The sequence below is a fragment of the Citrobacter sp. Cpo100 genome, assembly GCF_030332595.1.
GTDB classification, from domain to species: domain Bacteria; phylum Pseudomonadota; class Gammaproteobacteria; order Enterobacterales; family Enterobacteriaceae; genus Citrobacter; species Citrobacter portucalensis.
The window spans coordinates 901,347-927,456 of record NZ_JAOWHM010000037.1; the positions used below are offsets into that span (position 1 = coordinate 901,347).

General features: G+C 49.6%; 25 protein-coding genes and 1 pseudogene. 17 read left to right on the forward strand and 9 right to left on the reverse strand.

The window, feature by feature from the left end; translation table 11 throughout:
* Nucleotides 1-101: 101 nt before the first annotated feature.
* The 3 genes and pseudogenes from OGX96_RS20025 to OGX96_RS20035 form a co-directional block, all read left to right on the forward strand.
* Nucleotides 102-998, forward strand: a complete 897-nt coding sequence (locus tag OGX96_RS20025) for a hypothetical protein (RefSeq protein WP_221661667.1) — start codon at nucleotides 102-104, stop codon at nucleotides 996-998.
* Nucleotides 973-1,437, forward strand: coding sequence for a hypothetical protein (locus tag OGX96_RS20030; protein ID WP_286584110.1), 465 nt, complete (start codon nucleotides 973-975; stop codon nucleotides 1,435-1,437). The genes OGX96_RS20025 and OGX96_RS20030 overlap by 26 nt, the downstream gene beginning before the upstream one ends.
* A gap of 173 nt (nucleotides 1,438-1,610) precedes the next feature.
* A pseudogene (locus OGX96_RS20035) lies at nucleotides 1,611-1,880 on the forward strand (site-specific integrase); the annotation flags it as partial.
* Between the two features lie 65 nt (nucleotides 1,881-1,945).
* Here the strand turns inward: OGX96_RS20035 and OGX96_RS20040 are convergent.
* From OGX96_RS20040 to icd, 3 genes are all read right to left on the reverse strand, one after another.
* Entirely contained in the window at nucleotides 1,946-2,929 is a 984-nt protein-coding gene (locus OGX96_RS20040) for a DNA-processing protein DprA (protein ID WP_286584226.1), read from the reverse strand.
* Nucleotides 2,929-4,374, reverse strand: coding sequence for an HAD-IA family hydrolase (locus OGX96_RS20045; RefSeq protein ID WP_221661670.1), 1,446 nt, complete (start codon nucleotides 4,372-4,374; stop codon nucleotides 2,929-2,931). Before OGX96_RS20045 ends, OGX96_RS20040 begins: the two co-directional genes overlap by 1 nt.
* 151 nt (nucleotides 4,375-4,525) lie before the next feature.
* Nucleotides 4,526-5,776 (reverse strand): NADP-dependent isocitrate dehydrogenase, encoded by a 1,251-nt coding sequence (icd, locus tag OGX96_RS20050; RefSeq protein WP_003841892.1) that lies wholly within the window; start codon nucleotides 5,774-5,776, stop codon nucleotides 4,526-4,528.
* A gap of 202 nt (nucleotides 5,777-5,978) precedes the next feature.
* Between icd and rluE the strand changes: the two genes are divergently transcribed.
* From rluE to roxA, 9 genes are all read left to right on the forward strand, one after another.
* Nucleotides 5,979-6,602, forward strand: coding sequence for a 23S rRNA pseudouridine(2457) synthase RluE (gene rluE / locus OGX96_RS20055; protein ID WP_167819830.1), 624 nt, complete (start codon nucleotides 5,979-5,981; stop codon nucleotides 6,600-6,602).
* 44 nt (nucleotides 6,603-6,646) lie between these two features.
* Nucleotides 6,647-7,576, forward strand: coding sequence for a hypothetical protein (locus OGX96_RS20060; protein ID WP_286584115.1), 930 nt, complete (start codon nucleotides 6,647-6,649; stop codon nucleotides 7,574-7,576).
* A gap of 9 nt (nucleotides 7,577-7,585) precedes the next feature.
* Entirely contained in the window at nucleotides 7,586-8,047 is a 462-nt protein-coding gene (locus tag OGX96_RS20065; protein ID WP_008784446.1) for an NUDIX hydrolase, read from the forward strand.
* A gap of 53 nt (nucleotides 8,048-8,100) precedes the next feature.
* A complete protein-coding gene (gene mnmA / locus OGX96_RS20070) occupies nucleotides 8,101-9,207 on the forward strand; it encodes a tRNA 2-thiouridine(34) synthase MnmA (RefSeq protein ID WP_003832402.1) in 1,107 nt (368 codons plus the stop codon).
* 34 nt (nucleotides 9,208-9,241) lie between these two features.
* Nucleotides 9,242-9,883: a high frequency lysogenization protein HflD gene (gene hflD / locus OGX96_RS20075; protein WP_003832401.1), complete on the forward strand. Its 642-nt coding sequence runs from the start codon at nucleotides 9,242-9,244 to the stop codon at nucleotides 9,881-9,883.
* Between the two features lie 3 nt (nucleotides 9,884-9,886).
* Nucleotides 9,887-11,257 carry an adenylosuccinate lyase gene (gene purB, locus OGX96_RS20080; protein ID WP_167819828.1) on the forward strand — a complete coding sequence of 457 codons (1,371 nt, stop codon included), beginning with the start codon at nucleotides 9,887-9,889 and terminating at the stop codon, nucleotides 11,255-11,257.
* A gap of 195 nt (nucleotides 11,258-11,452) precedes the next feature.
* Nucleotides 11,453-12,124, forward strand: coding sequence for a two-component system response regulator PhoP (gene phoP / locus OGX96_RS20085; RefSeq protein ID WP_003846709.1), 672 nt, complete (start codon nucleotides 11,453-11,455; stop codon nucleotides 12,122-12,124).
* Entirely contained in the window at nucleotides 12,124-13,587 is a 1,464-nt protein-coding gene (gene phoQ, locus OGX96_RS20090; protein WP_008784442.1) for a two-component system sensor histidine kinase PhoQ, read from the forward strand. Before phoP ends, phoQ begins: the two co-directional genes overlap by 1 nt.
* Nucleotides 13,588-13,679: 92 nt before the next feature.
* On the forward strand, nucleotides 13,680-14,801 hold the full coding sequence (gene roxA, locus OGX96_RS20095) for a [50S ribosomal protein L16]-arginine 3-hydroxylase (protein ID WP_003030786.1): 1,122 nt from the start codon (nucleotides 13,680-13,682) through the stop codon (nucleotides 14,799-14,801).
* A 102-nt stretch (nucleotides 14,802-14,903) separates the two neighbouring features.
* On the opposite strand, the gene pepT is transcribed toward roxA, so the two are convergent.
* Nucleotides 14,904-16,130, reverse strand: coding sequence for a peptidase T (pepT, locus tag OGX96_RS20100; protein ID WP_020996480.1), 1,227 nt, complete (start codon nucleotides 16,128-16,130; stop codon nucleotides 14,904-14,906).
* A 250-nt stretch (nucleotides 16,131-16,380) separates the two neighbouring features.
* On the opposite strand from pepT, the gene potA reads away from it, so the two are divergent.
* The 5 genes from potA to OGX96_RS20125 all read left to right on the forward strand — a co-directional run bounded on the left by potA (nucleotide 16,381) and on the right by OGX96_RS20125 (nucleotide 20,852).
* On the forward strand, nucleotides 16,381-17,517 hold the full coding sequence (gene potA, locus OGX96_RS20105; RefSeq protein WP_003832287.1) for a spermidine/putrescine ABC transporter ATP-binding protein PotA: 1,137 nt from the start codon (nucleotides 16,381-16,383) through the stop codon (nucleotides 17,515-17,517).
* Entirely contained in the window at nucleotides 17,501-18,358 is an 858-nt protein-coding gene (gene potB / locus OGX96_RS20110) for a spermidine/putrescine ABC transporter permease PotB (RefSeq protein ID WP_032943032.1), read from the forward strand. Before potA ends, potB begins: the two co-directional genes overlap by 17 nt.
* A complete protein-coding gene (potC, locus tag OGX96_RS20115; protein WP_003030794.1) occupies nucleotides 18,355-19,134 on the forward strand; it encodes a spermidine/putrescine ABC transporter permease PotC in 780 nt (259 codons plus the stop codon). The genes potB and potC overlap by 4 nt, the downstream gene beginning before the upstream one ends.
* A gap of 27 nt (nucleotides 19,135-19,161) precedes the next feature.
* The gene (gene potD / locus OGX96_RS20120) at nucleotides 19,162-20,208 is read left to right on the forward strand and encodes a spermidine/putrescine ABC transporter substrate-binding protein PotD (protein ID WP_003030797.1); all 1,047 of its coding nucleotides are present in this window, start codon (nucleotides 19,162-19,164) and stop codon (nucleotides 20,206-20,208) included.
* Between the two features lie 137 nt (nucleotides 20,209-20,345).
* Nucleotides 20,346-20,852 carry a methyltransferase family protein gene (locus tag OGX96_RS20125; protein WP_008784438.1) on the forward strand — a complete coding sequence of 169 codons (507 nt, stop codon included), beginning with the start codon at nucleotides 20,346-20,348 and terminating at the stop codon, nucleotides 20,850-20,852.
* A 21-nt stretch (nucleotides 20,853-20,873) separates the two neighbouring features.
* Here the strand turns inward: OGX96_RS20125 and cobB are convergent, their stop codons facing one another.
* The 5 genes from cobB to lolC form a co-directional block, all read right to left on the reverse strand.
* Complete coding sequence (cobB, locus tag OGX96_RS20130; protein WP_003832281.1) at nucleotides 20,874-21,695, reverse strand: Sir2 family NAD+-dependent deacetylase; 822 nt, start codon at nucleotides 21,693-21,695, stop codon at nucleotides 20,874-20,876.
* A 15-nt stretch (nucleotides 21,696-21,710) separates the two neighbouring features.
* Complete coding sequence (gene nagK, locus OGX96_RS20135; protein WP_020996481.1) at nucleotides 21,711-22,622, reverse strand: N-acetylglucosamine kinase; 912 nt, start codon at nucleotides 22,620-22,622, stop codon at nucleotides 21,711-21,713.
* Between the two features lie 89 nt (nucleotides 22,623-22,711).
* On the reverse strand, nucleotides 22,712-23,956 hold the full coding sequence (gene lolE, locus OGX96_RS20140; RefSeq protein WP_003030804.1) for a lipoprotein-releasing ABC transporter permease subunit LolE: 1,245 nt from the start codon (nucleotides 23,954-23,956) through the stop codon (nucleotides 22,712-22,714).
* On the reverse strand, nucleotides 23,956-24,657 hold the full coding sequence (gene lolD / locus OGX96_RS20145; RefSeq protein WP_003832278.1) for a lipoprotein-releasing ABC transporter ATP-binding protein LolD: 702 nt from the start codon (nucleotides 24,655-24,657) through the stop codon (nucleotides 23,956-23,958). Before lolD ends, lolE begins: the two co-directional genes overlap by 1 nt.
* Nucleotides 24,650-25,849: a lipoprotein-releasing ABC transporter permease subunit LolC gene (gene lolC / locus OGX96_RS20150; protein ID WP_032934420.1), complete on the reverse strand. Its 1,200-nt coding sequence runs from the start codon at nucleotides 25,847-25,849 to the stop codon at nucleotides 24,650-24,652. Before lolC ends, lolD begins: the two co-directional genes overlap by 8 nt.
* Between the last annotated feature and the right edge of the window lie 261 nt (nucleotides 25,850-26,110).

Consider the following 26,110-nt stretch of genomic DNA (forward strand, 5'->3'; position numbering starts at 1 on the left):
CAATGATACTGTATATACATACAGCAACAATAAAATTTAAGCTCTTGAAGGTGCTTGGTTTTATGGAATAATGGAACCAAATAGTTTACAGGAGTTTTCTTATGCTGTTGTATGCCTTACGTGTGTTAATGAGACCGCGCGATCCAGACCTCTTTTCGAAAGGATCTGTTCAGAAAGATATCTCTCATTTTGAAAATGCTATGGTTATCGCTGCAAAAAAGTTACATATGACCTCATCAACACCTTCCGTTCATAAGAAAACTAGTTATACCCTGAAACTGAGCATAAAACCTACTGATGGTGTTATGGCAGGAGTCATATCAAAGCAGCAAAAGATTAAGGGCCATGATAAAGATTTTCGTGAGTACGATGTAGACAACTATCCACCTATCGTATGGATTTGGGACAGGGAAGAGCAAGTGTTACTGGTTGAGAGGAAAACTGCGGTTTTCAAGGATGCACAACAAGTTGCTAAAGCGTTCGAAGATCTAACCAATAACGACTATTTGGCTCAGTTAGGACTTAGAATATTTATAGAGCCTTGCCTTGAAATGGAAGATTTTTGGTCAGAATATCATAGACTTCCATTTATCGACAAAGTCAGCTTTACGCTGATTACTCCGAATATTTTCGGAAGCAGTAAGCAAGCGTTAACCAATGATTTACGGAAGCTTGAAGAAGATACCAATGCAAATGCTGTAACCACTACTTTTGAAAACAAAGATGGCAATTTGAAACTCAAAGGTTCTCATTGGGCTTCAACTCTTGTTGACTGGGTCAAAGATGGTGGCGGGTCATGGTTGATCAAAGGACGTAAGTCACTCAAGTCAAAATCTACGACGGTATCCAGTAATCAGACAGCCAAAATCGTGCTGATCGAAGGTGAGATATCAGAAATTGAACTTGATGGCTATTCAGCAAGTGACATTAAAGAAATCATAGCCTTACATCAAAACAGGTATACGTTCAAAAATGAAAATTCTAACCGTCTGGATTAAAGCTATAGTTACTTTCTTTTTGTGCTTAGCATTATCGTCGACTGATAAACAAATTTATACCTTGCTTGAGCAGGCTTCTGCTGGAGTAATTGGTTCAATACTCGGAGGGATAACCGCAGGTATCTCCGTTATCTTCGGAATTTTGGCTGTCATTAACAAGGGCGAGAAAACTACAGACTTTACGGACTATTTAGAAAGTTTAGAATCAGATCTGAAATTACTGGTTCTATGTCTGGCAGCAACAATTTTCCTTCCTTATTTACGTAATTATGACATAACACTAGTAAATTATCCTCAGCACGAACTTATCCCTTCTAAAGGCAAGCTATTTACTGCTTTAGAACTTTTTGCTGTCGTGGTATCCCTTAACCTCATTGCAGAAGTGATTAGCTGCATTATTTTAGTGGTTAAAAAAAGTTTCAAAATTGAATCAAAGTGAGCCTGTTTTGATAACCGTTCGAAATCTAATAATAAAAACTGGAACCTCTCGGTTCCCGTTCACACACACCAGAGTCTAAATTAAATGTTTTCGGTGAGTGCGCCTTCCATACCTTTAACAATCAGGTCTGCTGTTCCAGTTCAACCTGTAAATAAACCCGTTTTAGACCCAAGCATTTTTTTCGTTTAACTTCACAGGCAGAGCGTAGTGCTCAAGTTAAATCGAATACTTTAACAATGAATTTTAGTAAGGCGAGAGATTTGGCTGGGATTGACTGGGACGATGGCATACCAGCAACATTCCACGAACAACGTTCTTTGTCCGAACGCCTCTACGGTGGTCAAGGTATTGATACTCAGAAATTGCAAGGCCATAAGTCACTAAACCAGACAGGTAAATACCGAGATGATCGAGGGAAACACTGGATAAAAGTAACCTTCTAAAAAGAAAGTTACTGAAGAATAAGGTATATAAATGTATCGTTAACAGTTAGCTAAAATTAATTATTTTAAAAATCAAAACCATTAGATTTGTTATGTAATGAATGAAGAGCGTCATACAATTGCTCTTCAACTTTAAGGTAATCGTTACTGCTTTTCATAATTATTAATAACTTACTTATATCACCATTAACTTTCAGTAGTGACCTAATTGAATAATGATCACCATTCATGAATGCAAGATTGGCTTGTATTTTTGGTTCACTGTTAATAATATCCCTTCTAGACTGATTGGGAATAACAAGATACCGTCCATAATTTACTGCTGAGCGAGACGCATGCAGACTACCACCTTTTAAGTCAGATTGAACCATCAAAACTCCAGCTGATAATCCTGCCTGGATTCTATCACGTTCTACAAAGTTAGTGCGAAATGTATTGCTTCCATAGGCATATTCCGAAATTAATAGTCCCTCTGAGTTAAGAATATCCATTGCAAGTTTTTTATTCTCTGCAGGATAAATTTTCTCCAATCCCTGCGCCATAACTGCTATTGTTTTCCCATGATTTTCAATAGCGGAAGCATGGGCAATTGAATCAACACCTTTAGCCAAACCACTTACAATGGTCCACCCTTTTTCTGTAAACCACTTAGTGATATTTTTTGCAATTGTTTCACCATGAAGAGTGGGTTCACGAGTACCAATTACCGCCAAGCATTTATTACGCAAACAATTTAGATTACCAGCACAATAGAGTATTGCAGGTCTATCGTTAGTAACCTTTAATGTTTCAGGATAACACTCGTCAAAAAATGAAATTATAAAATGATTTTTAGCATGAGCTATATCGATATTCTTTCTTGCGAAGTCTCTAGCCACTAACAAATCATCGGAAGTTATTTCTTTAACTCCCAATAATTTCACCAACTCATCAAGGGATAAATTAGAAAAGTCTTTGAGCATGCCTAAGCTAGATAACGACTTAGTACCCACTCCTTTAAGGGCACTAAGTGTCAACAACTTTTCTGTGTCTGGAGATATTGTCAACATCACTCACTCTCAGTGTGATTGCATCTAGGCTCTTGGTCCCACCCTGTACAGGCTAAAAAACGAACCTTCTTCCATTTATTGTACTTTTTCACCATATCTCTACCACAGTCAGGGCATTGTTTTTCAACGATACTTTCAGTGTACTCACACTTTTCTAATTCATCATTATAGCCTGAACACCCCCAAAATCGAATACCCGTTAGAGAGTTTTTCCTTATTTTAAGAATGTGACACATGCATTCAGGACAAAGCCTATCCACTTCAGAAATAGAAACTGTTTTAGCCAAGCATATCCCTAAGCTATGTTTAACGCTCTCGATTTTTAGCAATGAATAAGCTCTTTTTAGGGTAGAGCCTGTAGTAATGATATCATCAAATATTAATACGGTCTTACCTTCAAGCGTACCTTTATATTTGGGGTTTATATGCAAACTAGATTCTATTTCAATCGAACGCTGATCCTTTGGTAAAGTCTTAAGCGATTTGGCTCCCTCACTAAAAACAAAAAGATCATCTATAAAAGCAGCATCAGAATTACTTTTACTTCGAGCATTTTCTAAGACTTTCTCTAACCTTTGTTTTTTTTCTTTTTTTGATGGTATTACTGTAACAATATCAAAACCTTTAGCCGCCCGAAAAAATGATGGGATATTATCTGCTGCATGCGCTAAAATATCTCCCCAGTACTCTGGAGGTACGTAATTATCGTTATGTTCTTTCTTAGCGATTTCAATAGATAATGGATGCGAGTCATGTAATTTTGTTGTAAGTAAACTTTTTTGCGAAAAATAACGTCCAAGACATATTGTGGAGAGCGTCTCACTTGAGGGAATGACATTAGCTGACTCATCCAAAGGTACAAAGTAGAATCTTTTTCGCTCAAATTTAAAACTATTGTGTCGCGCACAGTTTTCCGCCATGAGAATTATATTCTCATACTCATCAACATCATCTATAAGGAATTCAGTGCTTAATACGGCGGCTGGTACTTGAGAAACTGGGGTTCTTGATGCCCACGATGGAACAATAGGTATAACTCCCGCATAATAACTAGCAATGATATCTGTGTAATCATCACCAATATAAATGACTCTTTCTGGATTTGTGAGTCCTAAATTTTTTAATGCTAGATTAATACCGGTAGGATTTGGTTTCATCCCTGATGAGCCTACATCAGTATATGTCACCACGGTGTCGAAATCTGGCAAATTTAAATGTGAAATTATTGTTTCTGCATAGCGCTTACTTGAATTTGTTACGATCCCTATTTTTATGCCTTTAGAAATCAGTCTTTCAAGTAATTTTTCAGTACCTTTATATGGTTTGACTGTTGATAGTAGTTCTTCTGTTATTTCATCATAAGCCCCACGTTCTCTAATATCTTTGAGCTTATTTGTTGATGCTAACGTGTTATCTAAATCGAATAAAATGGCTTCAATTTTCATTATCAACTCCATGTCTATAAGAATACTCTAATATACTTCCTATAATTCATTTTGATAACCTGTTTTGATAAAATTTTGATAACCGTTAGCAGCCTAACAAAAAACAACGGGAGCGTTACGCTCCCGTTAATGAATTTAACAAATTACCGCATTACATGTTTTCGATGATTGCGTCACCAAACTCTGAACATTTCAGCAGCTTAGCGCCGTCCATCAGACGTTCGAAGTCATAGGTTACGGTCTTCGCGTTGATCGCGCCTTCCATACCTTTAACAATTAAATCAGCCGCTTCGGTCCAACCCATGTGACGCAGCATCATTTCAGCAGACAGAATGATGGAACCTGGGTTCACTTTATCCTGACCTGCATACTTCGGTGCAGTACCGTGGGTTGCTTCGAACAGAGCGCATTCGTCACCGATGTTTGCACCCGGCGCGATACCAATACCACCAACCTGTGCGGCCAGCGCATCGGAGATGTAGTCACCGTTCAGGTTCATACAGGCAATCACGTCATACTCAGCCGGACGCAGCAAGATCTGTTGCAGGAACGCATCAGCGATAACGTCCTTAACCACGATCTCTTTACCGGTTTTCGGGTTCTTGATTTTCACCCACGGGCCGCCGTCAATCAGTTCACCACCGAATTCTTCACGCGCTAACTGGTAACCCCAGTCTTTGAACGCGCCTTCGGTGAACTTCATGATGTTGCCTTTGTGTACCAGGGTAACTGAATCACGATCGTTGGCGATGGCGTATTCAATCGCTGCACGTACCAGACGTTTAGTCCCTTCTTCAGAACACGGTTTGATACCAATACCGCAATGTTCCGGGAAGCGGATTTTCTTCACGCCCATCTCTTCGCGCAGGAATTTAATCACTTTCTCAGCATCGGCAGAGTCAGCTTTCCACTCGATACCCGCGTAGATGTCTTCGGAGTTTTCGCGGAAGATGACCATGTCGGTCAGTTCAGGGTGTTTAACCGGGCTTGGTGTGCCCTGATAATAACGCACCGGACGCAGGCAGACATACAGGTCAAGTTCCTGACGCAGAGCTACGTTCAGAGAGCGAATACCGCCGCCAACAGGAGTGGTCAGAGGGCCTTTAATGGCAACACGATATTCACGAATCAGATCTAAGGTTTCAGCAGGCAGCCAGACGTCCTGGCCATAAACCTGAGTGGATTTCTCGCCGGTGTAGATTTCCATCCAGGAGATTTTACGCTCGCCTTTATAGGCTTTCTCGACAGCAGCATCGACAACTTTGATCATCGGTGGGGTTACATCAACGCCGATACCGTCGCCTTCAATGAACGGGATAATCGGATTTTCAGGAACGTTGAGTTTGCCGTTTTGCAGGGTGATCTTCTTACCTTCCGCCGGAACAACTACTTTGCTTTCCATTCACCTCTCCTTCGAGCGCTTCTGGTTCTGCTCGTCTGTCATCACGCTGCATGTGCGTTTGCGTCCTGCTACACGGATGCTTTAGAGCAACTTTTTGTTAATGATTTGTAATGAGCGTGTCAATACTACCCTATTGTTCGCCGCCATGAAAGACACTCGTTCTTAGGCTATAATGCGGCAATTGATATAATCTGAAAATACCATGCAAAAAACTTCTTTTAGAAATCACCGGGTTGAGCGATTCAGCTCACGACAAGTCACTAAGCAGCGTAAAGAAAACCAGCCAAAACGCGTGGTTTTGTTCAATAAACCCTACGATGTTTTGCCACAATTTACTGACGAGGCTGGCAGAAGCACATTAAAAGATTTTATTCCCGTGCCGGGAATTTATGCGGCGGGCCGACTCGACCGGGACAGCGAAGGGCTTTTGGTGCTGACCAATGACGGCGCGCTGCAGGCGCGGTTAACGCAACCCGGTAAGCGTACCGGGAAAGTTTATTACGTCCAGGTTGAAGGTGAGCCGACAGCAGAAGCGCTGGACGCCCTGCGTAACGGAGTAACGCTCAATGATGGCCCCACGCTACCCGCAGGCATTGAAGTAGTAGAGGAACCCGTATGGCTGTGGCCGAGAAATCCGCCGATTCGGGAACGGAAAAACATTCCCACCAGCTGGTTGAAAGTTACCTTATATGAAGGTCGCAACCGTCAGGTACGTCGTATGACAGCGCATGTTGGATTTCCTACGCTGCGCCTCATCCGCTATGCCATGGGGGATTACACGCTGGAAAATCTTGCTAACGGCGAGTGGCGGGAACTGAAATCGTAACCGTACGGTTTAACGTGAGTGTTAACAGGGAAGAATGAAAAAAAATGGATAAGCAGCTTTTTGCAGCATTCATCCTGCTCGGCGTGTCACCGTTTTGTACAGCAAAACTGGACTGTGAGACAATTGCCGGAACAGCAGCAGGAGAGGCAAACTACCTTTATGAGTCTGCCAAAGTAAAAACCGACTCACGCCTGCATTTCTATTCTGCACCAGCAACAGAGTGTCAACTCCCCGCGTTCATGGTCAATGGCGACACCGTCGAGGTGCTCAGGAGTTCACAGCGCTACAAAAGCACGGGCATGCTTTCCAAAGATGAGCCTTATCGTTACGTACGTTATCGGGACGCTAAAGGAACCTTCGCCACCGGCTGGGTCTCGGTAGATGGATTAACGCCGTTATCCAGTCCGCTTGCAGTAAGCGCGTCTTGCCAGACATGGGCAAATAAAGCGATGTCGCAGCGCGGGTTTTTCCCCCCCTCCTTCGCAAACCACTATCAGGTAACAGGAGACACCCGCGCATGGTTCTATGCGATGCCAACCGAACAGTGTCGCAGCCCGTCCGTATTTTTAGTGCCCGGCGACCTCGTCTCTGTACAAGAACAATCCAACGATGATTTTATGGAAGCGGTCTATTACACCACCGATCGCCAAATCATACGCGGCTGGTTAAAAAAGTCGCAGTTACAAGCTATAAACAGCGGTGACCACTATCGCGACGACATCAACCCGTTGTCGACAGACAAAGCAACGAGAGTCGCCACCCTTGGGCTACGTCACAACCACCAATGTATTTTTTATGAAAGCTGGAATGCTAAAAAGGCCATTGAGATTATCGTGCGCGAGGATCATCAAACCGCATTGTGCCGTGGAGGGGCCGACCCACAAACGTCGCCTCCTGTGGCTTATATTAGTATCGACAAGGCCAGCGGCGAAATTAGCTGGCCAGATGTTGCCGAAGGATTTGCTGAGGAATAAGGGGAAAATATGTTCAAACCGCACGTCACGGTCGCCTGCATTGTGCATGCAGAAGATAAATTCTTAGTCGTTGAAGAAACGATCAATGGCAAAGCCTTGTGGAATCAGCCTGCAGGACACCTGGAAGCCGATGAAACGCTGGTGCAAGCCGCAGCACGCGAACTGTGGGAAGAAACGGGCATTAAAGCGCAGCCGCAGCATTTCATTCGTATGCATCAATGGATTGCACCGGACAGAACGCCCTTTTTGCGTTTTCTTTTCTCTATCGAGCTTGCCAATATGTGCGCTACAGAACCCCATGACAGCGATATAGATTGCTGTCGTTGGGTCAGCGCAGAAGAGATTTTCTCTGCGCCAAACCTGCGTTCGCCGTTGGTTGCGGAGAGTATTCGCTGTTATCAGAGCGGACAGCGCTACCCACTGGCCATGATCGGCGAATTTAACTGGCCGTTTACAGAGGGTGTCAAGTAAAGGGCTGCGTGCTAGAATATGCCGCCTTGAAGTTCAATGTCGTGAGTATTCCTATGTCTGAAAGCCCAAAAAAAGTGATCGTCGGCATGTCCGGCGGTGTCGATTCCTCCGTTTCTGCCTGGCTGTTACAACAACAGGGCTATCAGGTAGAAGGCCTGTTCATGAAGAACTGGGAAGAGGACGATGGCGAGGAATACTGCACAGCGGCCGCCGACCTTGCGGATGCGCAGGCTGTCTGTGACAAACTCGGCATTGAACTGCATACCGTCAACTTTGCCGCAGAATACTGGGACAACGTCTTTGAACTGTTCCTTGAAGAGTACAAAGCGGGCCGTACGCCGAACCCGGATATTCTGTGCAATAAAGAAATTAAGTTTAAAGCCTTCCTTGAGTTTGCCGCCGAAGATTTAGGTGCCGATTACATCGCCACCGGTCACTACGTGCGTCGCGCGGATGTCGACGGCAAAAGCCGCCTGCTGCGTGGGCTCGATGGCAATAAAGACCAGAGTTATTTCCTCTATACGCTCGGCCATGAGCAAATCGCGCAAAGCCTGTTCCCGGTCGGTGAACTGGAAAAACCGCAGGTGCGTAAAATTGCCGAAGATCTCGGTCTGATTACGGCCAAGAAAAAAGACTCCACGGGTATCTGCTTCATCGGCGAACGTAAGTTCCGTGAATTTCTTGGTCGCTACCTGCCCGCTCAGCCTGGCAAAATCATCACCGTTGACGGCGAAGAGATTGGCCAGCACCAGGGACTGATGTACCACACTCTGGGCCAACGTAAAGGTCTGGGCATTGGCGGTACGAAAGAAGGGACGGAAGATCCATGGTATGTGGTGGATAAAGACGTTGAGAACAACATTCTGGTTGTCGCTCAGGGTCATGAACATCCACGTCTGATGTCCGTTGGCCTGGTGGCGCAACAGCTGCATTGGGTCGATCGCGAACCGTTCACCGGCACCATGCGCTGCACGGTGAAAACCCGCTATCGTCAGACCGACATTCCGTGCACCGTTAAGGCACTGGATGCTGAGCGTATTGAAGTCATTTTCGACGAGCCAGTCGCGGCGGTCACGCCGGGTCAGTCGGCTGTCTTTTACAATGGCGAAGTGTGCCTCGGCGGCGGCATTATCGAACAACGATTGCCTCTGCCGGTATAATTACTTACAAATTTGATACAAGGAAGCAGTGAACGTGGCAAAGAATTATTATGACATCACCCTCGCCCTGGCAGGCATTTGTCAGTCGGCACGCCTGGTGCAGGAACTGGCGCACCAGGGGCATTGTGATGCCGATGCATTACACGTTTCACTGAACAGTGTCATCGACATGAATCCCAGCTCTACGCTGGGCGTGTTTGGCGGCAGCGAAGCCAACCTGCGTCTTGGCCTTGAAACGCTGCTTGGCGTGCTGAACGCCAGCAGTCGTCAGGGACTGAATGCGGAACTCACCCGCTATACGCTAAGCCTGATGGTGCTGGAGCGTAAGCTGTCAGCAGCCAAGGGCGCTATGGACACGCTGGGAGACCGTATTAGCGGCTTGCAGCGCCAGCTGGACCATTTTGATTTGCAGTCAGAAACGTTGATGAGTGCGATGGCTGGCATTTATGTTGACGTCATCAGCCCACTCGGCCCGCGTATTCAGGTCACGGGTTCCCCGGCCATCCTTCAGAGCCCACAAGTACAGGCTAAAGTACGCGCTTCACTGCTGGCTGGCATCCGTGCTGCCGTGCTCTGGCATCAGGTTGGTGGAGGCCGTCTGCAACTCATGTTTTCTCGTAATCGCCTGACGACTCAGGCAAAACAAATTCTTGCTCATTTAACCCCGGAGTTGTGATCTATGGAATTATCCTCACTGACCGCCGTTTCCCCTGTCGATGGACGCTACGGCGATAAAGTCAGCGCGCTGCGCGGGATTTTCAGCGAATACGGTTTGCTGAAATTCCGTGTACAGGTTGAAGTACGCTGGCTGCAAAAACTGGCCGCGCACGCAGCGATCAAGGAAGTTCCTGCTTTTGCTGCCGACGCAATCGGTTTCCTTGATGCGATCGTCGCTAACTTCAATGAAGAAGATGCTGCGCGCATCAAAACCATTGAGCGTACGACCAACCATGATGTGAAGGCAGTTGAGTATTTCCTGAAAGAGAAAGTGGCGGATATCCCGGAACTGCATGCTGTTTCCGAATTTATCCACTTTGCGTGTACCTCAGAAGACATCAACAACCTGTCTCACGCGCTGATGCTGAAAACCGCACGCGACGAAGTGGTTCTGCCGTACTGGCGTAAGCTTATCGATGCGGTGAAAGATCTGTCTGTTCAGTATCGCGATATTCCTCTGCTCTCCCGTACCCACGGTCAGCCAGCCACCCCGTCTACGCTAGGCAAAGAAATGGCTAACGTGGCTTACCGTATGGAGCGTCAGTATCGTCAGCTCAACCAGGTTGAAATTCTTGGTAAGATCAATGGTGCAGTCGGTAACTATAATGCCCACATCGCTGCTTACCCGGAAGTTGACTGGCATCAGTTCAGCGAAGAGTTTGTCACCTCGCTGGGCATCCAGTGGAACCCGTACACCACGCAGATTGAGCCGCACGACTACATTGCCGAGCTGTTTGACTGCATCGCCCGTTTCAACACCATCCTGATCGACTTTGACCGCGATGTCTGGGGTTACGTGGCGCTGAACCATTTCAAACAGAAAACTATCGCGGGTGAAATCGGCTCTTCCACCATGCCGCACAAAGTTAACCCCATCGATTTCGAAAACTCCGAGGGTAACCTGGGTCTGTCTAACGCGGTTCTGCAGCACCTGGCGAGCAAACTGCCGGTCTCCCGCTGGCAGCGTGACCTGACTGACTCTACCGTTCTGCGTAACCTGGGCGTAGGTATTGGCTATGCGCTGATCGCCTATCAGTCCACGCTGAAAGGCGTGAGCAAACTGGAAGTGAACCGCGATCATCTGCTGGATGAACTGGACCATAACTGGGAAGTTCTGGCAGAGCCGATTCAGACCGTGATGCGTCGCTACGGTATTGAGAAGCCGTACGAAAAGCTGAAAGAGCTGACCCGCGGTAAGCGCGTTGACGCAGAAGGTATGAAGCTGTTTATCGACGGTCTGGCGCTGCCGGAAGAAGAGAAAACTCGCCTGAAAGCAATGACGCCCGCCAATTATATTGGTCGCGCCATCACAATGGTTGATGAACTGAAGTAATCTGTTTGATGCCGGAGCGCGCTTGCGCCTGTTCCGGCCTTCCGTTCATATCGTAGTAAGCCGGAAAGCATCAGCGTTTCCGGCTTTTTTATTGCCCACGAGATTATCCCTTTGCCCGGTTTATTAAATGTTTATCCCCACAGCCACATAATCAGCGTTAAACTATTCATACCATTATTTTAGGGAGAAACGATGATGCGCGTACTGGTTGTCGAGGATAATGCTTTATTACGCCACCACCTCAAGGTTCAGTTACAGGATTTAGGGCATCAGGTGGATGATGCAGAAGATGCGAAGGAAGCGGACTATTATCTGAATGAACATCTGCCGGATATCGCGATCGTTGATTTAGGACTCCCCGATGAAGATGGTTTGTCGCTGATCCGCCGCTGGCGCAGTAATGAGGTTTCGCTGCCGATTCTGGTATTAACCGCGCGCGAAGGCTGGCAGGATAAAGTGGAAGTCCTCAGCGCCGGTGCTGACGATTACGTCACCAAACCGTTTCACATCGAAGAAGTGGCTGCGCGCATGCAGGCACTGATGCGCCGCAACAGCGGTCTGGCATCGCAAATTATCTCCCTTCCGCCTTTTCAGGTAGACCTCTCTCGACGCGAGTTATCCGTCAATGATGAAGTTATCAAGCTCACTGCGTTTGAATACACCATTATGGAAACGCTCATCCGTAATAATGGCAAAGTGGTCAGTAAAGATTCGCTCATGCTGCAGCTTTACCCGGATGCCGAGCTGCGCGAAAGTCACACCATTGATGTTCTAATGGGACGTCTGCGTAAGAAAATTCAGGCGCAATATCCGGACGACGTCATCACCACCGTGCGTGGTCAGGGATATCTTTTTGAACTGCGCTAATGAATAAACTATTGCGTCATTTTTTCCCGCTATCGCTACGGTTGCGCTTTTTACTGGCAACCGCAGGCGTTGTATTAGTGCTCTCGCTGGCCTACGGCATGGTTGCTCTGGTGGGCTACAGCGTCAGCTTTGATAAGACAACGTTTCGCCTGCTGCGGGGTGAAAGTAATCTGTTTTATACCCTGGCAAAGTGGGAAAACGGCAAGATAAACGTCGAGCTGCCTGAAAATCTCGATATGCAAAGCCCAACAATGTCGCTGATCTATAACGAAAGCGGTGAGTTGTTGTGGGCTCAGCGCAATGTTCCCTGGCTGACGAAAAGTATCCAACCGGACTGGCTAAAAACGAACGGTTTTCATGAAATTGAAGCCAATGTAGACGCCACCAGCACTTTACTGGGCGAAGATCACTCCGCTCAGCAGCAGTTAAAAGAAGTCAGAGAAGATGATGACGACGCCGAAATGACCCACTCCGTGGCGGTGAACGTCTACCCCGCCACTGCCAGAATGCCGCAACTGACCATTGTAGTTGTCGATACCATTCCTATAGAGCTGAAGCGCTCTTATATGGTCTGGAGTTGGTTTATTTATGTGCTGGTCGCCAATCTGTTGCTGGTCATTCCGCTGTTATGGGTGGCCGCCTGGTGGAGCCTGCGGCCGATTGAATCGCTGGCCCGCGAAGTCCGTGAGCTTGAGGAACATCATCGTGAGATGCTAAACCCCGCTACCACACGCGAATTGACCAGCCTGGTTCGTAATCTCAATCGACTTTTAAAAAGTGAACGTGAGCGCTACGATAAATACCGCACCACGTTAACCGATCTCACTCATAGCCTGAAAACGCCACTGGCGGTACTGCAAAGTACGTTGCGCTCAATGCGTAATGAAAAGATGAACGTCAGCGACGCAGAGCCTATCATGCTGGAACAAATCAGCCGTATTTCCCAACAGATAGGCTATTACCTGCATCGCGCCAGTATGCGTGGCAGCAGTGCCCTACTCAGCCGCGAGCTGCACCCGGTCGCGCCGTTGCTGGATAAGCTCACCTCGGCGCTGAATAAGGTATATCAGCGCAAAGGGGTCAACATTAATCTCGATATCTCACCTGAGATCAGCTTTGTGGGCGAACAGAATGATTTTGTCGAGGTATTGGGCAACGTCTTGGATAACGCCTGTAAATATTGTCTGGAGTTTGTCGAGATTTCGGCGCAACTGTCTGAGGATCAGCTGCATATTCTGGTCGAAGACGATGGTCCTGGTATTCCGCAAAGCAAACGGGAAGTGGTGTTTGACCGCGGACAGCGCGTAGATACGCTACGTCCAGGACAAGGCGTCGGTCTGGCGGTGGCGCGAGAAATCACCGAACAGTATGACGGGCAGATTATTGCTGGTGATAGCCTGCTGGGTGGTGCACGCATGGAAGTTATTTTTGGCCGCCAGCAGCCGGGCCAGAAAGACGAGTAATCGTCGCATGTAATAAATATGTACTGACTTCACGCTTGAGGTTAAGTATCCGTTATAATCGGTTGCAGATACCAGCCTGCGGGATGCTCACTATGGAATACCAACTCACACTTAATTGGCCCGATTTTCTTGAACGCCACTGGCAGAAACGCCCGGTGGTCTTAAAACGCGGGTTTAACAACTTTATTGATCCTCTTTCTCCTGACGAACTGGCTGGACTGGCAATGGAAAGCGAAGTCGACAGCCGACTCGTCAGCCATCAGGATGGTAAATGGCAGGTTAGCCACGGTCCCTTCGAAAGCTACGACCATCTTGGCGAGAACAACTGGTCTTTGCTGGTGCAGGCGGTCAACCACTGGCACGAACCTACCGCCGCGCTGATGCGCCCGTTCCGTGAATTACCGGACTGGCGTATCGACGATCTGATGATTTCTTTCTCTGTACCCGGTGGCGGCGTTGGCCCGCACCTGGATCAGTACGATGTATTTATCATTCAGGGAACCGGTCGTCGTCGCTGGCGCGTAGGCGAAAAGCTGCAGTTGAAGCAGCACTGCCCTCACCCGGATCTCCTTCAGGTCGACCCGTTTGAAGCTATCATCGATGAAGAGCTGGAACCCGGCGATATCCTGTACATTCCACCGGGATTCCCGCACGAAGGCTATGCGTTAGAAAACGCGATGAACTATTCGGTTGGCTTCCGTGCGCCAAACACTCGCGAGCTGATCAGCGGGTTCGCCGATTACGTTTTACAACGCGAACTGGGCAGCACCTATTACAGCGATCCTGATCTGCCACCGCGCGATCATCCGGCAGATGTTCTGCCGCAGGAAATGGACAAGCTGCGCGAAATGATGCTGGGCCTGATTAATCAGCCAGAACATTTCCAGCAGTGGTTTGGCGAGTTTATTTCTCAGTCTCGTCATGAGCTGGATATTGCCCCGCCGGAGCCACCGTATCAGCCAGACGAAATTTATGATGCCCTGAAACAAGGTGATGTGTTAGTGCGTCTGGGCGGATTGCGCGTATTGCGCATTGGCGACGACGTCTACGCTAACGGTGAGAAAATTGATTCACCGCATCGTCCTGCGCTGGAAGCGCTGGCCAGTCATATTGTGCTGACGGCTGAGAACTTTGAGGATGCGCTGGAAGATCCTTCTTTCCTTGCCATGCTTGCCGCGCTGGTCAACAGCGGGTACTGGTTCTTCGAAGGGTAATGCGGACTGTGCCTGATGCGACGCAATGCGTCTTATCAGGCCTACTGGAGTGAAATATTGTAGGCCGGATAAGCAAAGCGCCATCCGGCAACTACACATGCTTTATTTTTGTTTCGCGGCCAATTCAGCAATACGCACAATCACCTGCACCGCTTTTTCCATTCCTTCCAGGGTTACAAACTCATGCTTACCATGATAGTTGTAGCCACCGGTGAACAGATTCGGACACGGTAATCCCATAAATGACAGCTGTGCGCCGTCAGTGCCGCCACGGATCGGTTTCAGCACCGGCTCAATATCGCAATCGCGCATCGCCTGCTGGGCGATATCCAGCACGTGCGGATGCTCAATCACTTTTTCGCGCATATTGTAGTAACTGTCTTCAATCACCAGTTCGATATAGCAGTCCGGGTGTAACCCTTTGCCGACCTTCTTGGCGATATCCATGATCTTGCGTTTACGCGCTTCAAACTGCTTACGGTCAAAATCACGAATAATGTAGTGCATATCCGCCCGATCGACCGTCCCTTTCATGCTCGCCAGATGATAAAAGCCTTCGTAGCCTTCCGTCTTCTCCGGGCTTTCATCTGCCGGGACCTCAGCGTGAATACGCGCCGCCAGCGACAGCGCATTCACCATCACCCCTTTTGCGGTGCCGGGATGCACATTGTTGCCAACAATTTTGATATTGACCGACGCGGCGTTGAAGTTTTCAAACTCCAGCTCACCTACGCCACCACCGTCAACGGTATAGGCCCACTGCGCATCGAATGCCGCAACATCAAAATGCTTCGCCCCTTTACCCACTTCTTCGTCCGGCGTAAAGGCCACGCGGATATCACCGTGCGGAATATCTTTTTGGATAAGCACAGCCAGCGCGGTCATGATTTCCGCCACGCCTGCTTTATCATCCGCGCCCAGCAACGTTTTACCGTCTGTGGTGATCAGCGTCTGACCCAGAAGTTGATGCAGCACCGGGAACATCACCGGCGATAAAACTTCATCACCAATGCCTAACGCAATATCGCCACCGCGATAGTTTTCAACGATTTGCGGATTGACATTTTTACCGCTGAAATCCGGTGAGGTATCCACATGGGAAATAAAGCCGATCGCAGGAATATTACCAGCAACGTTCGCGGGTAACGTTGCCATCAGCGTACCTTTTTCGCTCAGTGAAATATTAACCAGCCCCATCTCTTCGAGCTGTTGTTTGAGCAGTTGTAATAATTTCCACTGTCCTTCGGTGCTGGGAACCTGCCGCACGCCCGATTTTGATTGGGTGTCCAGCGACACGTAGTGTAAAAAACGCTCAAGTAGTTTATCCATGCAGTCACCCTCACTTTTTGTGACAACATTATCAATAAGCAACAAAAGACAAATATTGCGTCAGGTCACTTTTATCCCCGCAAGTGAGAATATTTCGCCCTGACATCCCCTCTGACTATAGGGCTAAGTCAGTAATTCGCAACAAGGATTGGCGATTACAATGGTTTGCCGTAGAATAACGGCCCTCATTAAGAGTCATCAAGGTGGTTAACCACAAACCCCGCATCGGTCAGCCATCCGTTGCGTTTACATGGGACAGAGTAAAAAATTGAATAAACAACCGCGTTCGCTTTCTCCACTGGTGCAATTAGCGGGAATTCGCAAAAGTTTCGATGGCAAAGAGGTGATTTCCAGCCTGGATTTGACCATCAATAATGGCGAGTTTCTTACGCTGCTTGGCCCCTCTGGCTGCGGTAAAACAACCGTTCTTCGCCTGATTGCCGGTCTGGAAACGGTTGATTCCGGTCATATTTTGTTGGACAACGAGGACATTACTCACGTTCCAGCGGAAAACCGCTACGTGAATACCGTCTTCCAAAGCTATGCGCTATTCCCCCACATGACTGTGTTTGAGAATGTGGCCTTTGGTTTGCGCATGCAAAAAACGCCCGCAGCCGACATTTCTCCCCGCGTTACCGAAGCCCTGCGCATGGTGCAACTGGAAGAGTTCGCCCAGCGAAAACCGCATCAACTTTCCGGCGGACAGCAGCAGCGCGTAGCGATTGCCCGAGCAGTGGTCAACAAACCCCGCTTACTCTTGTTAGATGAATCCCTCTCTGCGCTGGACTACAAACTGCGTAAGCAGATGCAGAATGAACTGAAAGCACTGCAGCGTAAGCTTGGTATCACTTTTGTCTTTGTCACACACGATCAGGAAGAAGCGCTAACCATGTCCGACCGCATCGTGGTGATGCGCGATGGTAAGATTGAGCAGGACGGTACGCCGCGCGAAATCTACGAAGAGCCAAAGAATCTGTTTGTCGCCGGGTTTATCGGCGAGATCAATATGTTTAACGCCACGGTGATTGAACGTCTGGATGAACAGCGTGTTCGTGCTAACGTTGAAGGCCGCGAGTGCAATATTTATGTCAACTTCGCGGTAGTTCCCGGACAAAAGCTGCACGTCCTGTTACGCCCTGAAGATTTGCGCGTTGATGAAATCAATGATGATAATCATATCGAAGGCCTGATCGGCTACGTGCGCGAACGCAACTACAAAGGCATGACGCTGGAGTCGGTTGTAGAACTGGAAAATGGCAAGATGGTGATGGTCAGCGAATTCTTCAACGAAGACGATCCTGACTTTGACCACTCGCTCGACCAGAAAATGGCAATTAACTGGGTAGAAAGCTGGGAGGTCGTACTGGCTGATGAAGAGCACAAGTAAATTCCAGAGTGTGGTGATCTTCACCATTGTCGGTTGGCTTGTGTTATTTGTCTTTCTGCCCAACCTGATGATCATCGGCACCAGCTTTTTGACCCGTGACGACGCCAATTTCGTCAAAATGGTCTTTACGCTGGAGAACTATACGCGCCTGCTCGATCCGCTCTATTTTGAGGTACTGGTTCACTCCCTCAATATGGCGCTGATTGCCACGCTCGCCTGTCTGGTACTCGGCTACCCGTTTGCCTGGTTTTTGGTGAAACTGCCGGAAAAAGTACGCCCGCTGCTGCTGTTCCTGCTGATTGTTCCGTTCTGGACCAATTCCCTTATTCGCATCTACGGACTCAAAATTTTCCTCAGCACCAAAGGCTATCTCAACGAGTTTCTGTTATGGCTCGGCGTTATCGATACACCCATTCGCATTATGTTTACTCCCAGCGCGGTGATTATCGGGCTGGTATACATCCTGCTGCCGTTTATGGTGATGCCGCTCTATTCCAGCATTGAAAAGCTCGATAAACCGCTGCTGGAAGCCGCACGCGATTTAGGCGCCAGTAAGCTTCAGACCTTCACCCGCATCATTATTCCGTTGACGATGCCGGGGATTATCGCCGGATGCCTGCTGGTCATGCTGCCCGCAATGGGGCTGTTTTACGTTTCCGACTTAATGGGCGGCGCGAAAAACCTGCTGATTGGTAACGTAATTAAAGTTCAGTTCCTGAACATCCGCGACTGGCCGTTTGGTGCAGCCACCAGCATTACACTGACCATCGTGATGGGTCTGATGCTGCTGATCTACTGGCGCGCCTCCCGCTTACTGAACAAGAAGGTGGAACTCGAATGATCGGTCGACTGCTTCGCGGCGGTTTTATGACCGCTATCTACGCGTATCTGTACATTCCAATCATTATTTTGATTGTGAACTCCTTTAACAGTTCGCGCTTTGGCATCAACTGGCAGGGTTTTACTACCAAATGGTACGGCCTGCTGATGAATAACGACAGCCTGTTGCAGGCGGCACAGCACTCGCTGACGATGGCGGTGCTATCCGCCACGTTTGCCACCTTGATCGGCTCACTCACTGCGGTTGCGCTATACCGCTACCGTTTTCGCGGTAAACCGTTCGTCAGTGGCATGCTGTTCGTGGTGATGATGTCGCCGGATATTGTGATGGCAATATCTCTGCTGGTGCTGTTTATGCTGATCGGCATTCAACTGGGCTTCTGGTCGCTGCTGTTCTCGCATATCACTTTTTGTCTGCCTTTTGTGGTGGTGACGGTTTACTCTCGCCTGAAAGGTTTTGATGTCCGCATGCTTGAGGCAGCTAAAGATTTGGGTGCCAGCGAAGTAACTATTCTGCGCAAGATAATACTGCCACTGGCTATGCCTGCGGTGGCTGCGGGTTGGTTGCTGAGTTTTACGCTGTCGATGGATGATGTTGTTGTTTCATCTTTCGTCACCGGACCGGGTTATGAAATTTTGCCATTAAAAATCTACTCAATGGTTAAAGTCGGCGTGTCACCAGAGGTGAACGCGCTGGCGACCATTTTGTTGGTTCTGTCGCTGGTTATGGTTATTGCCAGCCAGCTTATTGCACGTGATAAAACCAAGGGCCGCTAAGGCCCTTAATTCAGGGGACGTTAAATGATGAAAAAATGGTCACGCCACCTGCTCGCGGCGGGTGCTCTGGCACTGGGCATGAGCGCCGCTCACGCGAATGACAACAACACGCTCTATTTCTATAACTGGACTGAATACGTCCCACCGGGTCTGCTGGAACAGTTCACTAAAGAAACCGGCATTAAGGTTATCTATTCGACCTACGAGTCGAATGAAACCATGTACGCCAAGCTCAAAACCTATAAAGACGGCGCATACGATTTGGTGGTTCCGTCCACCTATTACGTCGATAAAATGCGTAAAGAAGGCATGATCCAGAAGATCGACAAGTCGACGTTGACCAACTTCCACAACCTCGATCCGGAAATGCTCAACAAGCCGTTTGACCCAAACAATGACTACTCCATCCCGTATATCTGGGGTGCGACGGCCATTGGCGTCAACAGCGATGCTATCGATCCGAAAACCGTCACCAGTTGGGCCGATCTGTGGAAGCCGGAGTACAAAGGCAGTCTGCTGTTAACGGATGATGCGCGAGAAGTGTTCCAGATGGCGCTGCGCAAGCTGGGATATTCCGGCAATACCACCGATCCTAAAGAGATTGAAGCCGCCTATAACGAGTTGAAGAAGCTGATGCCTAACGTTGCGGCATTTAACTCTGACAACCCGGCCAACCCGTATATGGAAGGCGAAGTTAATCTGGGGATGGTGTGGAACGGCTCCGCGTATGTTGCGCGTCAGGCGGGCACACCGTTGGAAGTGGTATGGCCGAAAGAAGGTGGCATTTTCTGGATGGACAGCCTGTCTATTCCGGCTAACGCGAAAAACAAAGAAGGTGCGCTGAAGCTGATTAACTTCCTGCTGCGCCCGGACGTCGCGAAAGAAGTCGCAGAAACTATCGGTTACCCGACGCCGAACCTGGCAGCACGCAAGCTGTTAAGTCCTGAGGTCGCGAACGACAAAACGCTCTACCCTGACGCGGAAACCATCAACAAAGGGGAATGGCAAAACGATGTCGGTTCCGCCAGCGCTATCTACGAAGAGTATTATCAGAAGCTAAAAGCAGGACGCTAATACTCGTGCAACCCGGCAGGCGTCGCTGCGCCGGGTTGCTACCTGCAAATCCCTACTTTTTACGCCTTTCGGCTGATTCCCGCTCCCCAGTTTCTGGCTATGCTTACAGTATTCCAGGCCGGCTTCTGAGGCTTCCAATGACAACGCTCTGGCTGCTACTTGAGTTGGCTAATCTGATCGTATTTACGCTGGTGATTCTCCCACGTAAGCAGCCGGTAAACGCTCGTCCTTTGCTGCCTGTCACCGCAACCCGCCTGCTACGGCTCACCTTTTTAATACCGATCCTGGTTTTTGGTTATAGCCTGTTTTTCAGTCATCAGATTGGTCCGGTGGAGTGGGGATGTCTGATTTTGGCGATCGTAGGTAACGCGCTGGTCATCAAAGGAAAATGGGATTTGGGGGAGAGCCACACATGGACAGGCTACTATTTACCTCGTGCAAAAAGGGTTACGCGCGGCATTTTTGCCTGGATTGCGCACCCCATGTATACCGGAATTATTCTGGTGATTATCTCGTGCAGCCTGGTTTACATTACCCGACTACCCATATGGCTGAGCGCACTGGGGCTGATCTGTTGTTTTTACATCGTTGGATTTTTGATTATGGCGGCCCTGCGTGAGGACCGCCAGCTTGTACAGGCTTAAACAGTATTATCCGGATAGCCGTTACAGCCCTTTCAATAACTTCTCAACGAACTCAGGCACTACCTGGCTTGCCGGACCGTAATACTTCTCTTCAAACTCACTGCCTACCTGGCTCGGTTCGAGATTGAGTTCTACCGTATGTGCCCCATGCAGCCGCGCCTCATGCACAAAACCCGCTGCCGGATAAACATGTCCCGATGTGCCAATCGCAATGAACACATCTGCCATTGCCAGTGCCATATAAATTTCATCCATACCCAGCGGCATTTCACCAAACCACACTACGTGTGGTCGCAGCGGTGCCGGAAACTGGCAGCAATGACATTTATCTTCCGGTGTCACATCGCCCGTCCATTCCAGAATCTGCCCGCTTTGCGAACAGCGAACTTTGAGCAACTCGCCGTGCATATGGATAACGTTCTGGCTGCCCGCACGCTCATGCAGATTATCAATGTTCTGCGTCACCAGTAAAAAACGATCGCCCAGCTCGGCTTCGAGTTTTGCCAGTGCGATATGCGCCGCGTTGGGTTGGATTTCAGGCTGCTGCAACTGATGGCGACGGGCGTTATAAAACGACTGAACCAGTTCCGGGTTTCGACTAAATCCTTCCGGAGTCGCAACGTCCTCTACCCGATGTTCTTCCCAGAGACCATCCGCCGCGCGGAATGTTCGAATTCCTGACTCAGCGGAGATTCCCGCTCCAGTCAGTACCAGCACTCTTGGTTTTTCCATCAATTCAGGCACCACTCTGTCTCTGAAAAAGATTCGTTGACGCAGGCGATCGCGCAAATGGCGTTTATTTTTACGAAAGCGGCTTAACCGATGACCCCGACGCGACAGCATAACAACCTCTTTGTATTAATCGGTAAGATGTAGGAAAGCAGCCCCGCGCATCCCGCCGGCATCACCGTGCCGTGCCTGCTCAATACGCGGTACCCGGGCAACCGGCAGCAGATGACGTGGCAGTCGATCCGCCAGTTGCGTCGTAATAGCGGTAAAATTCGACAAGCCTCCGCCAATCACCACCAAATCAGGATCGACGATAGTCAGGATATTCCCAAGACACACCGCCAGCAAATCCAGATAGCGTTCAACGTGGGCACGCGCGTGTTCATCACCCTGCTCCCACAGCGCGATAATTTCGCGGGCATCCAGCGGTTGATGGTAGTAATGCTGATACAACCACGCAAATCCACCGCCGGAAAGATAGCTTTCGATGCATCCCAGTTGACCGCATCCGCAGCGGCGCAGCGGGAAATCAAAGCCCATCAGCGTCAGCGCATCGACCGGCAAACGAATATGACCAAACTCACCGGTGATATAGCTGCGTCCGGTGATGGATTTCCCGTTAAGCACCAGGCCGCCGCCGACGCCCGTACCGAGGATCAACCCCATCACCAGCGGATATTGGGTGAACTCGTCATCCCAGGCTTCGGAGAGAGCAAAACAGTTCGCATCGTTATCCAGACGCACATCGCGGTCAAGGCGAGCGCTGAGATCGGCGCGGAGCGGTTTGCCACTGGCGGCAGGAACATTGGCCGCGTACAGCGTGCCGTCTTCGGTTTCCGGCATGCCCGGAATGCCGATGCCTACCGAACCTTTGATGCCGAACCGCTGATCCGCTTCCGTCACCAGATTGCAGACCGCATCAAGGAAAGCGTCGTAGCTGTCGCGAGGCGTAGGAACGCGAGTTTCCCATTGCAGACGACGTTGCTTATCAAACACGCCCAGCGCAATTTTGGTCCCGCCGATGTCAAATCCGTAATACATCACCGCTCCTTGATACACGTCATCCTTCAAGATGCCTCTACGTTAGTTACGCCTTGATGCAGCATGAATGCTGTCGTGTATTATTGTTGTTATTGGCCGCTAAGTACTCTCGCAGGATCAATATTGCTGGCGCGACGCGCCGGATACCAACTTGCCAAAAGACTCAGCACGAGTGCTGTCACCAGCACGTAAATCACATCCAGCCAGTGTAATTCCGATGGCAGGAAGTCAATGAAATAGATATCGCCGGACAGGAACTGATGGCCGATAAGCGCCTCAATCCCGTTTATGATCGGCGTCAGTTGCAACGAGACAACCACCCCGATGACGACGCCTATCAGGCTACCGAACAGACCCGCCAGCAGGCCGTACCAGACAAAAATGGCACGGATCAACCCATCTTTCGCCCCGAGGGTTCTTAATACCGCAATATCGCCGCTTTTGTCTTTTACCGCCATCACTAACGTGGAAACGATATTAAAACAGGCCACGCCAATCACCAGCACCATAGCCAGATACATAATGGCGCGGATCATTTGAATATCGCGGTACATATAGCCGTAGGTGCCGATCCAGCTCTTGATGTAAACATAGTTATTGGTGACTTCACCCGCGTCTCGCACCAGCTTATTGGCGTTAAACACGTCGTTAACCTTCAGCGCGATCCCGGAAACGCTGGTTCCCATATCAAGATATTGCTGCGCATCTTCCATTGGGATCATGGCAAAGCTGTGATCGAGCTGACCGCTCAGTTGCAGGATCCCCGTCACGTGCAAACGCACGCGTTTAGGCTGCTGTAGCTTATGATCCGCACTGGCGTTAGGGATCATAATCGATACCCAGTCACCCTGCTTCACCTTCAGCGCATCGGCAATACCCTTACCAATGATGATTTGTTGTTCACCGGCTTTAAAATTATCCCAGGCGTGGTTTTGCACAAAGGATGGCAACGCGCTTAAACGCTGTTCCTGTTTCGGGTCTACGCCCTTCACCTGCACCGCGCGTAAGTTCGCCCCGCTCTCCACCAGTCCGGTAAAGTTGATATAAGGCGCCGCGGCGACAATACCCGGCACTTTTTGTACCTTGTCGAGCGCTTCCTGCCAGTTATTCCACGGCTGATTTACGGCTTCAATCTCTCCGTGTGGGACTACGGCCAGAATACGGTTGTTCAGCTCACGCTCAAATCCGTTCATGGCACTTAAACCGACGATCAACACCGCCACACCCAACGCTATGCCAACGGTAGATATCACCGAAATTAACGAAACCATACCGCCGCGCCGCCGACCACGGCTAAAGCGCAGACCAATCAATAACGATAAAGGCGAAGCCATTACTCAGCTCCCATCAGGCTCAGTTCAGCCGTCAGGCGACCATCGCGCATTTCAAGCTGGCGACTCATCCGCTTCGCCAGTTGCAGATCGTGCGTCACCACCAGAAATGCCGTGCCCTGAGAGCGGTTCAGCTCACCCAGAAGCTCGAAAATGCTGTCCGCGTTACGCGCATCCAGGTTACCCGTTGGCTCATCCGCCAGGACCAGACGCGGGTTATTCACCAGCGCACGCGCGATGGCCACCCGCTGGCGTTCGCCGCCAGACAGTTCAGACGGGCGATGACTGGCACGATGATCCAGCCCTACCGCTTTCAGCATATCCCGTGCGCGCTCGGTGATTTCAGCCGGTTTTTTCTTGCCGATCAGCAGCGGCATCGCTACGTTTTCCAGCGCGGTAAAATCCGGCAGCAAATGGTGGAACTGGTAAATAAAGCCCAGCTTCTGATTGCGCAGTTCCGCTTTCGCCGCCGACGAGAGCTTGCTCATTGGCTGACCGCTAAAAATGACGTCGCCGGAAGTCGGGGTATCCAACCCACCTAACAGATGCAGCAACGTACTCTTGCCGGAGCCTGAGCTGCCGACAATCGCCATCATCTCACCTTCGCCGACGCAAAAACTGACATCGTGCAGTACATCGGTCTGCACAGTGCCTTCCTGATAGCGTTTGCACAGGTTGTCGCATTGCAACAGGATCTTATTCATAACGTAAAGCCTCAGCGGGTTGAGTGGCGGCAGCGCGCCAGGAAGGATAAAGCGTAGACAGCAGCGCGATGGCCATCGCCACCAGCGCAATGACGATAACCTGCAGCGGCTCAATGGCGACCGGCAGCGCAGCGCCATCCAGCAGCACACCAATAATTGGCATCAGATTGTTCAGTTGGCTGGCGAGCAAGGCACCCAGTACAGCGCCCAGCAGCGCGCCAATCACCCCGGCACTGGCCCCCTGAACCATAAACACCATCATTATCTGCCGCGGCGTTAGCCCCTGCGTTTGTAAAATCGCCACTTCCCCTTGCTTCTCCATTACCATCAGACCCAGCGAGGTAATAATATTAAAAGCTGCCACCGCCACGATCAGGCTAAGCAGCAGCCCCATCATGTTCTTTTCCATGCGCACGGCCTGGAACAGTTCCCCTTTGCGCTCGCGCCAGTCCTGCCATTTGGTGCCCTGCGGCAGCGTTTGCTGGCTCAGCGTGTCAACTTTTAACGGTTCGTTCAGCCACAGACGCCAGCCAGTGATATTACCCACCGGATAGCGCATCAGACGCGAGGCATCCTGAATGTTGGTCAGCATCTGGTAGCCATCGACTTCGCTGTTGGCGGCGAAAGTGCCAATCACCGTAAACAAACGCTGGCTCGGCAAACGCCCCATCGGCGTAAATTGGCTGGCCGAGGGCACCATCACACGGATTTGATCGCCACGGTTCACGCCCAACTGCCCGGCAAGCTGCTCGCCGAGGATGACATTATACTTACCCGGTTGCAGATCTGTTTGCTTCACATTGACCAGATACGGCGTTAACGGATCTTTTTGCGCCGGATCGATACCGAGCATCACGCCGACCGCCACGCTACGCGCACTTTGCAGCACCACATCTCCCGTAGTTATGGGTGCAACGCGGTTGACGCCGTTCAACACCACCGCTTTTTCCGGCAGTTGTTGCGGGTTGAGGGAACCCTGTTCAGACGAGAGTACGGCCTGAGGCATCAGGCCAAGAATATTGTTTTGCAGCTCGCGCTCGAAACCGTTCATCACCGACAACACCGTGACCAGCGCCATTACCCCGAGAGTAATGCCTATGGTGGAGAGCCAGGAAACGAAGCGACCGAAGCGATCTGCTGCACGCCCACGCATATAACGCAGGCCGATGAATAGAGCGACAGGTTGGTACATGAAATCCGTCTGGTTGCTGTTAGCAAAGTCACGAGTATATAAGCGAAAGCGGAATGGGTAAATGACTGAACCGTAAGTGTTCGTCAGCACTATTCCTAAAAGTATAAATAAATCAATTCGCTAAAGTTGTCCCTCAACCCTTCAGCCCGGATCCCTGATCTTTATCTTAAAAAAACAAAATGCAGACAGTTACGCATTACAGCGCACAGCGGGTTGCGCAGGATGGCAGGCTATAGCCAACAATATGGATACGCCGTCTCG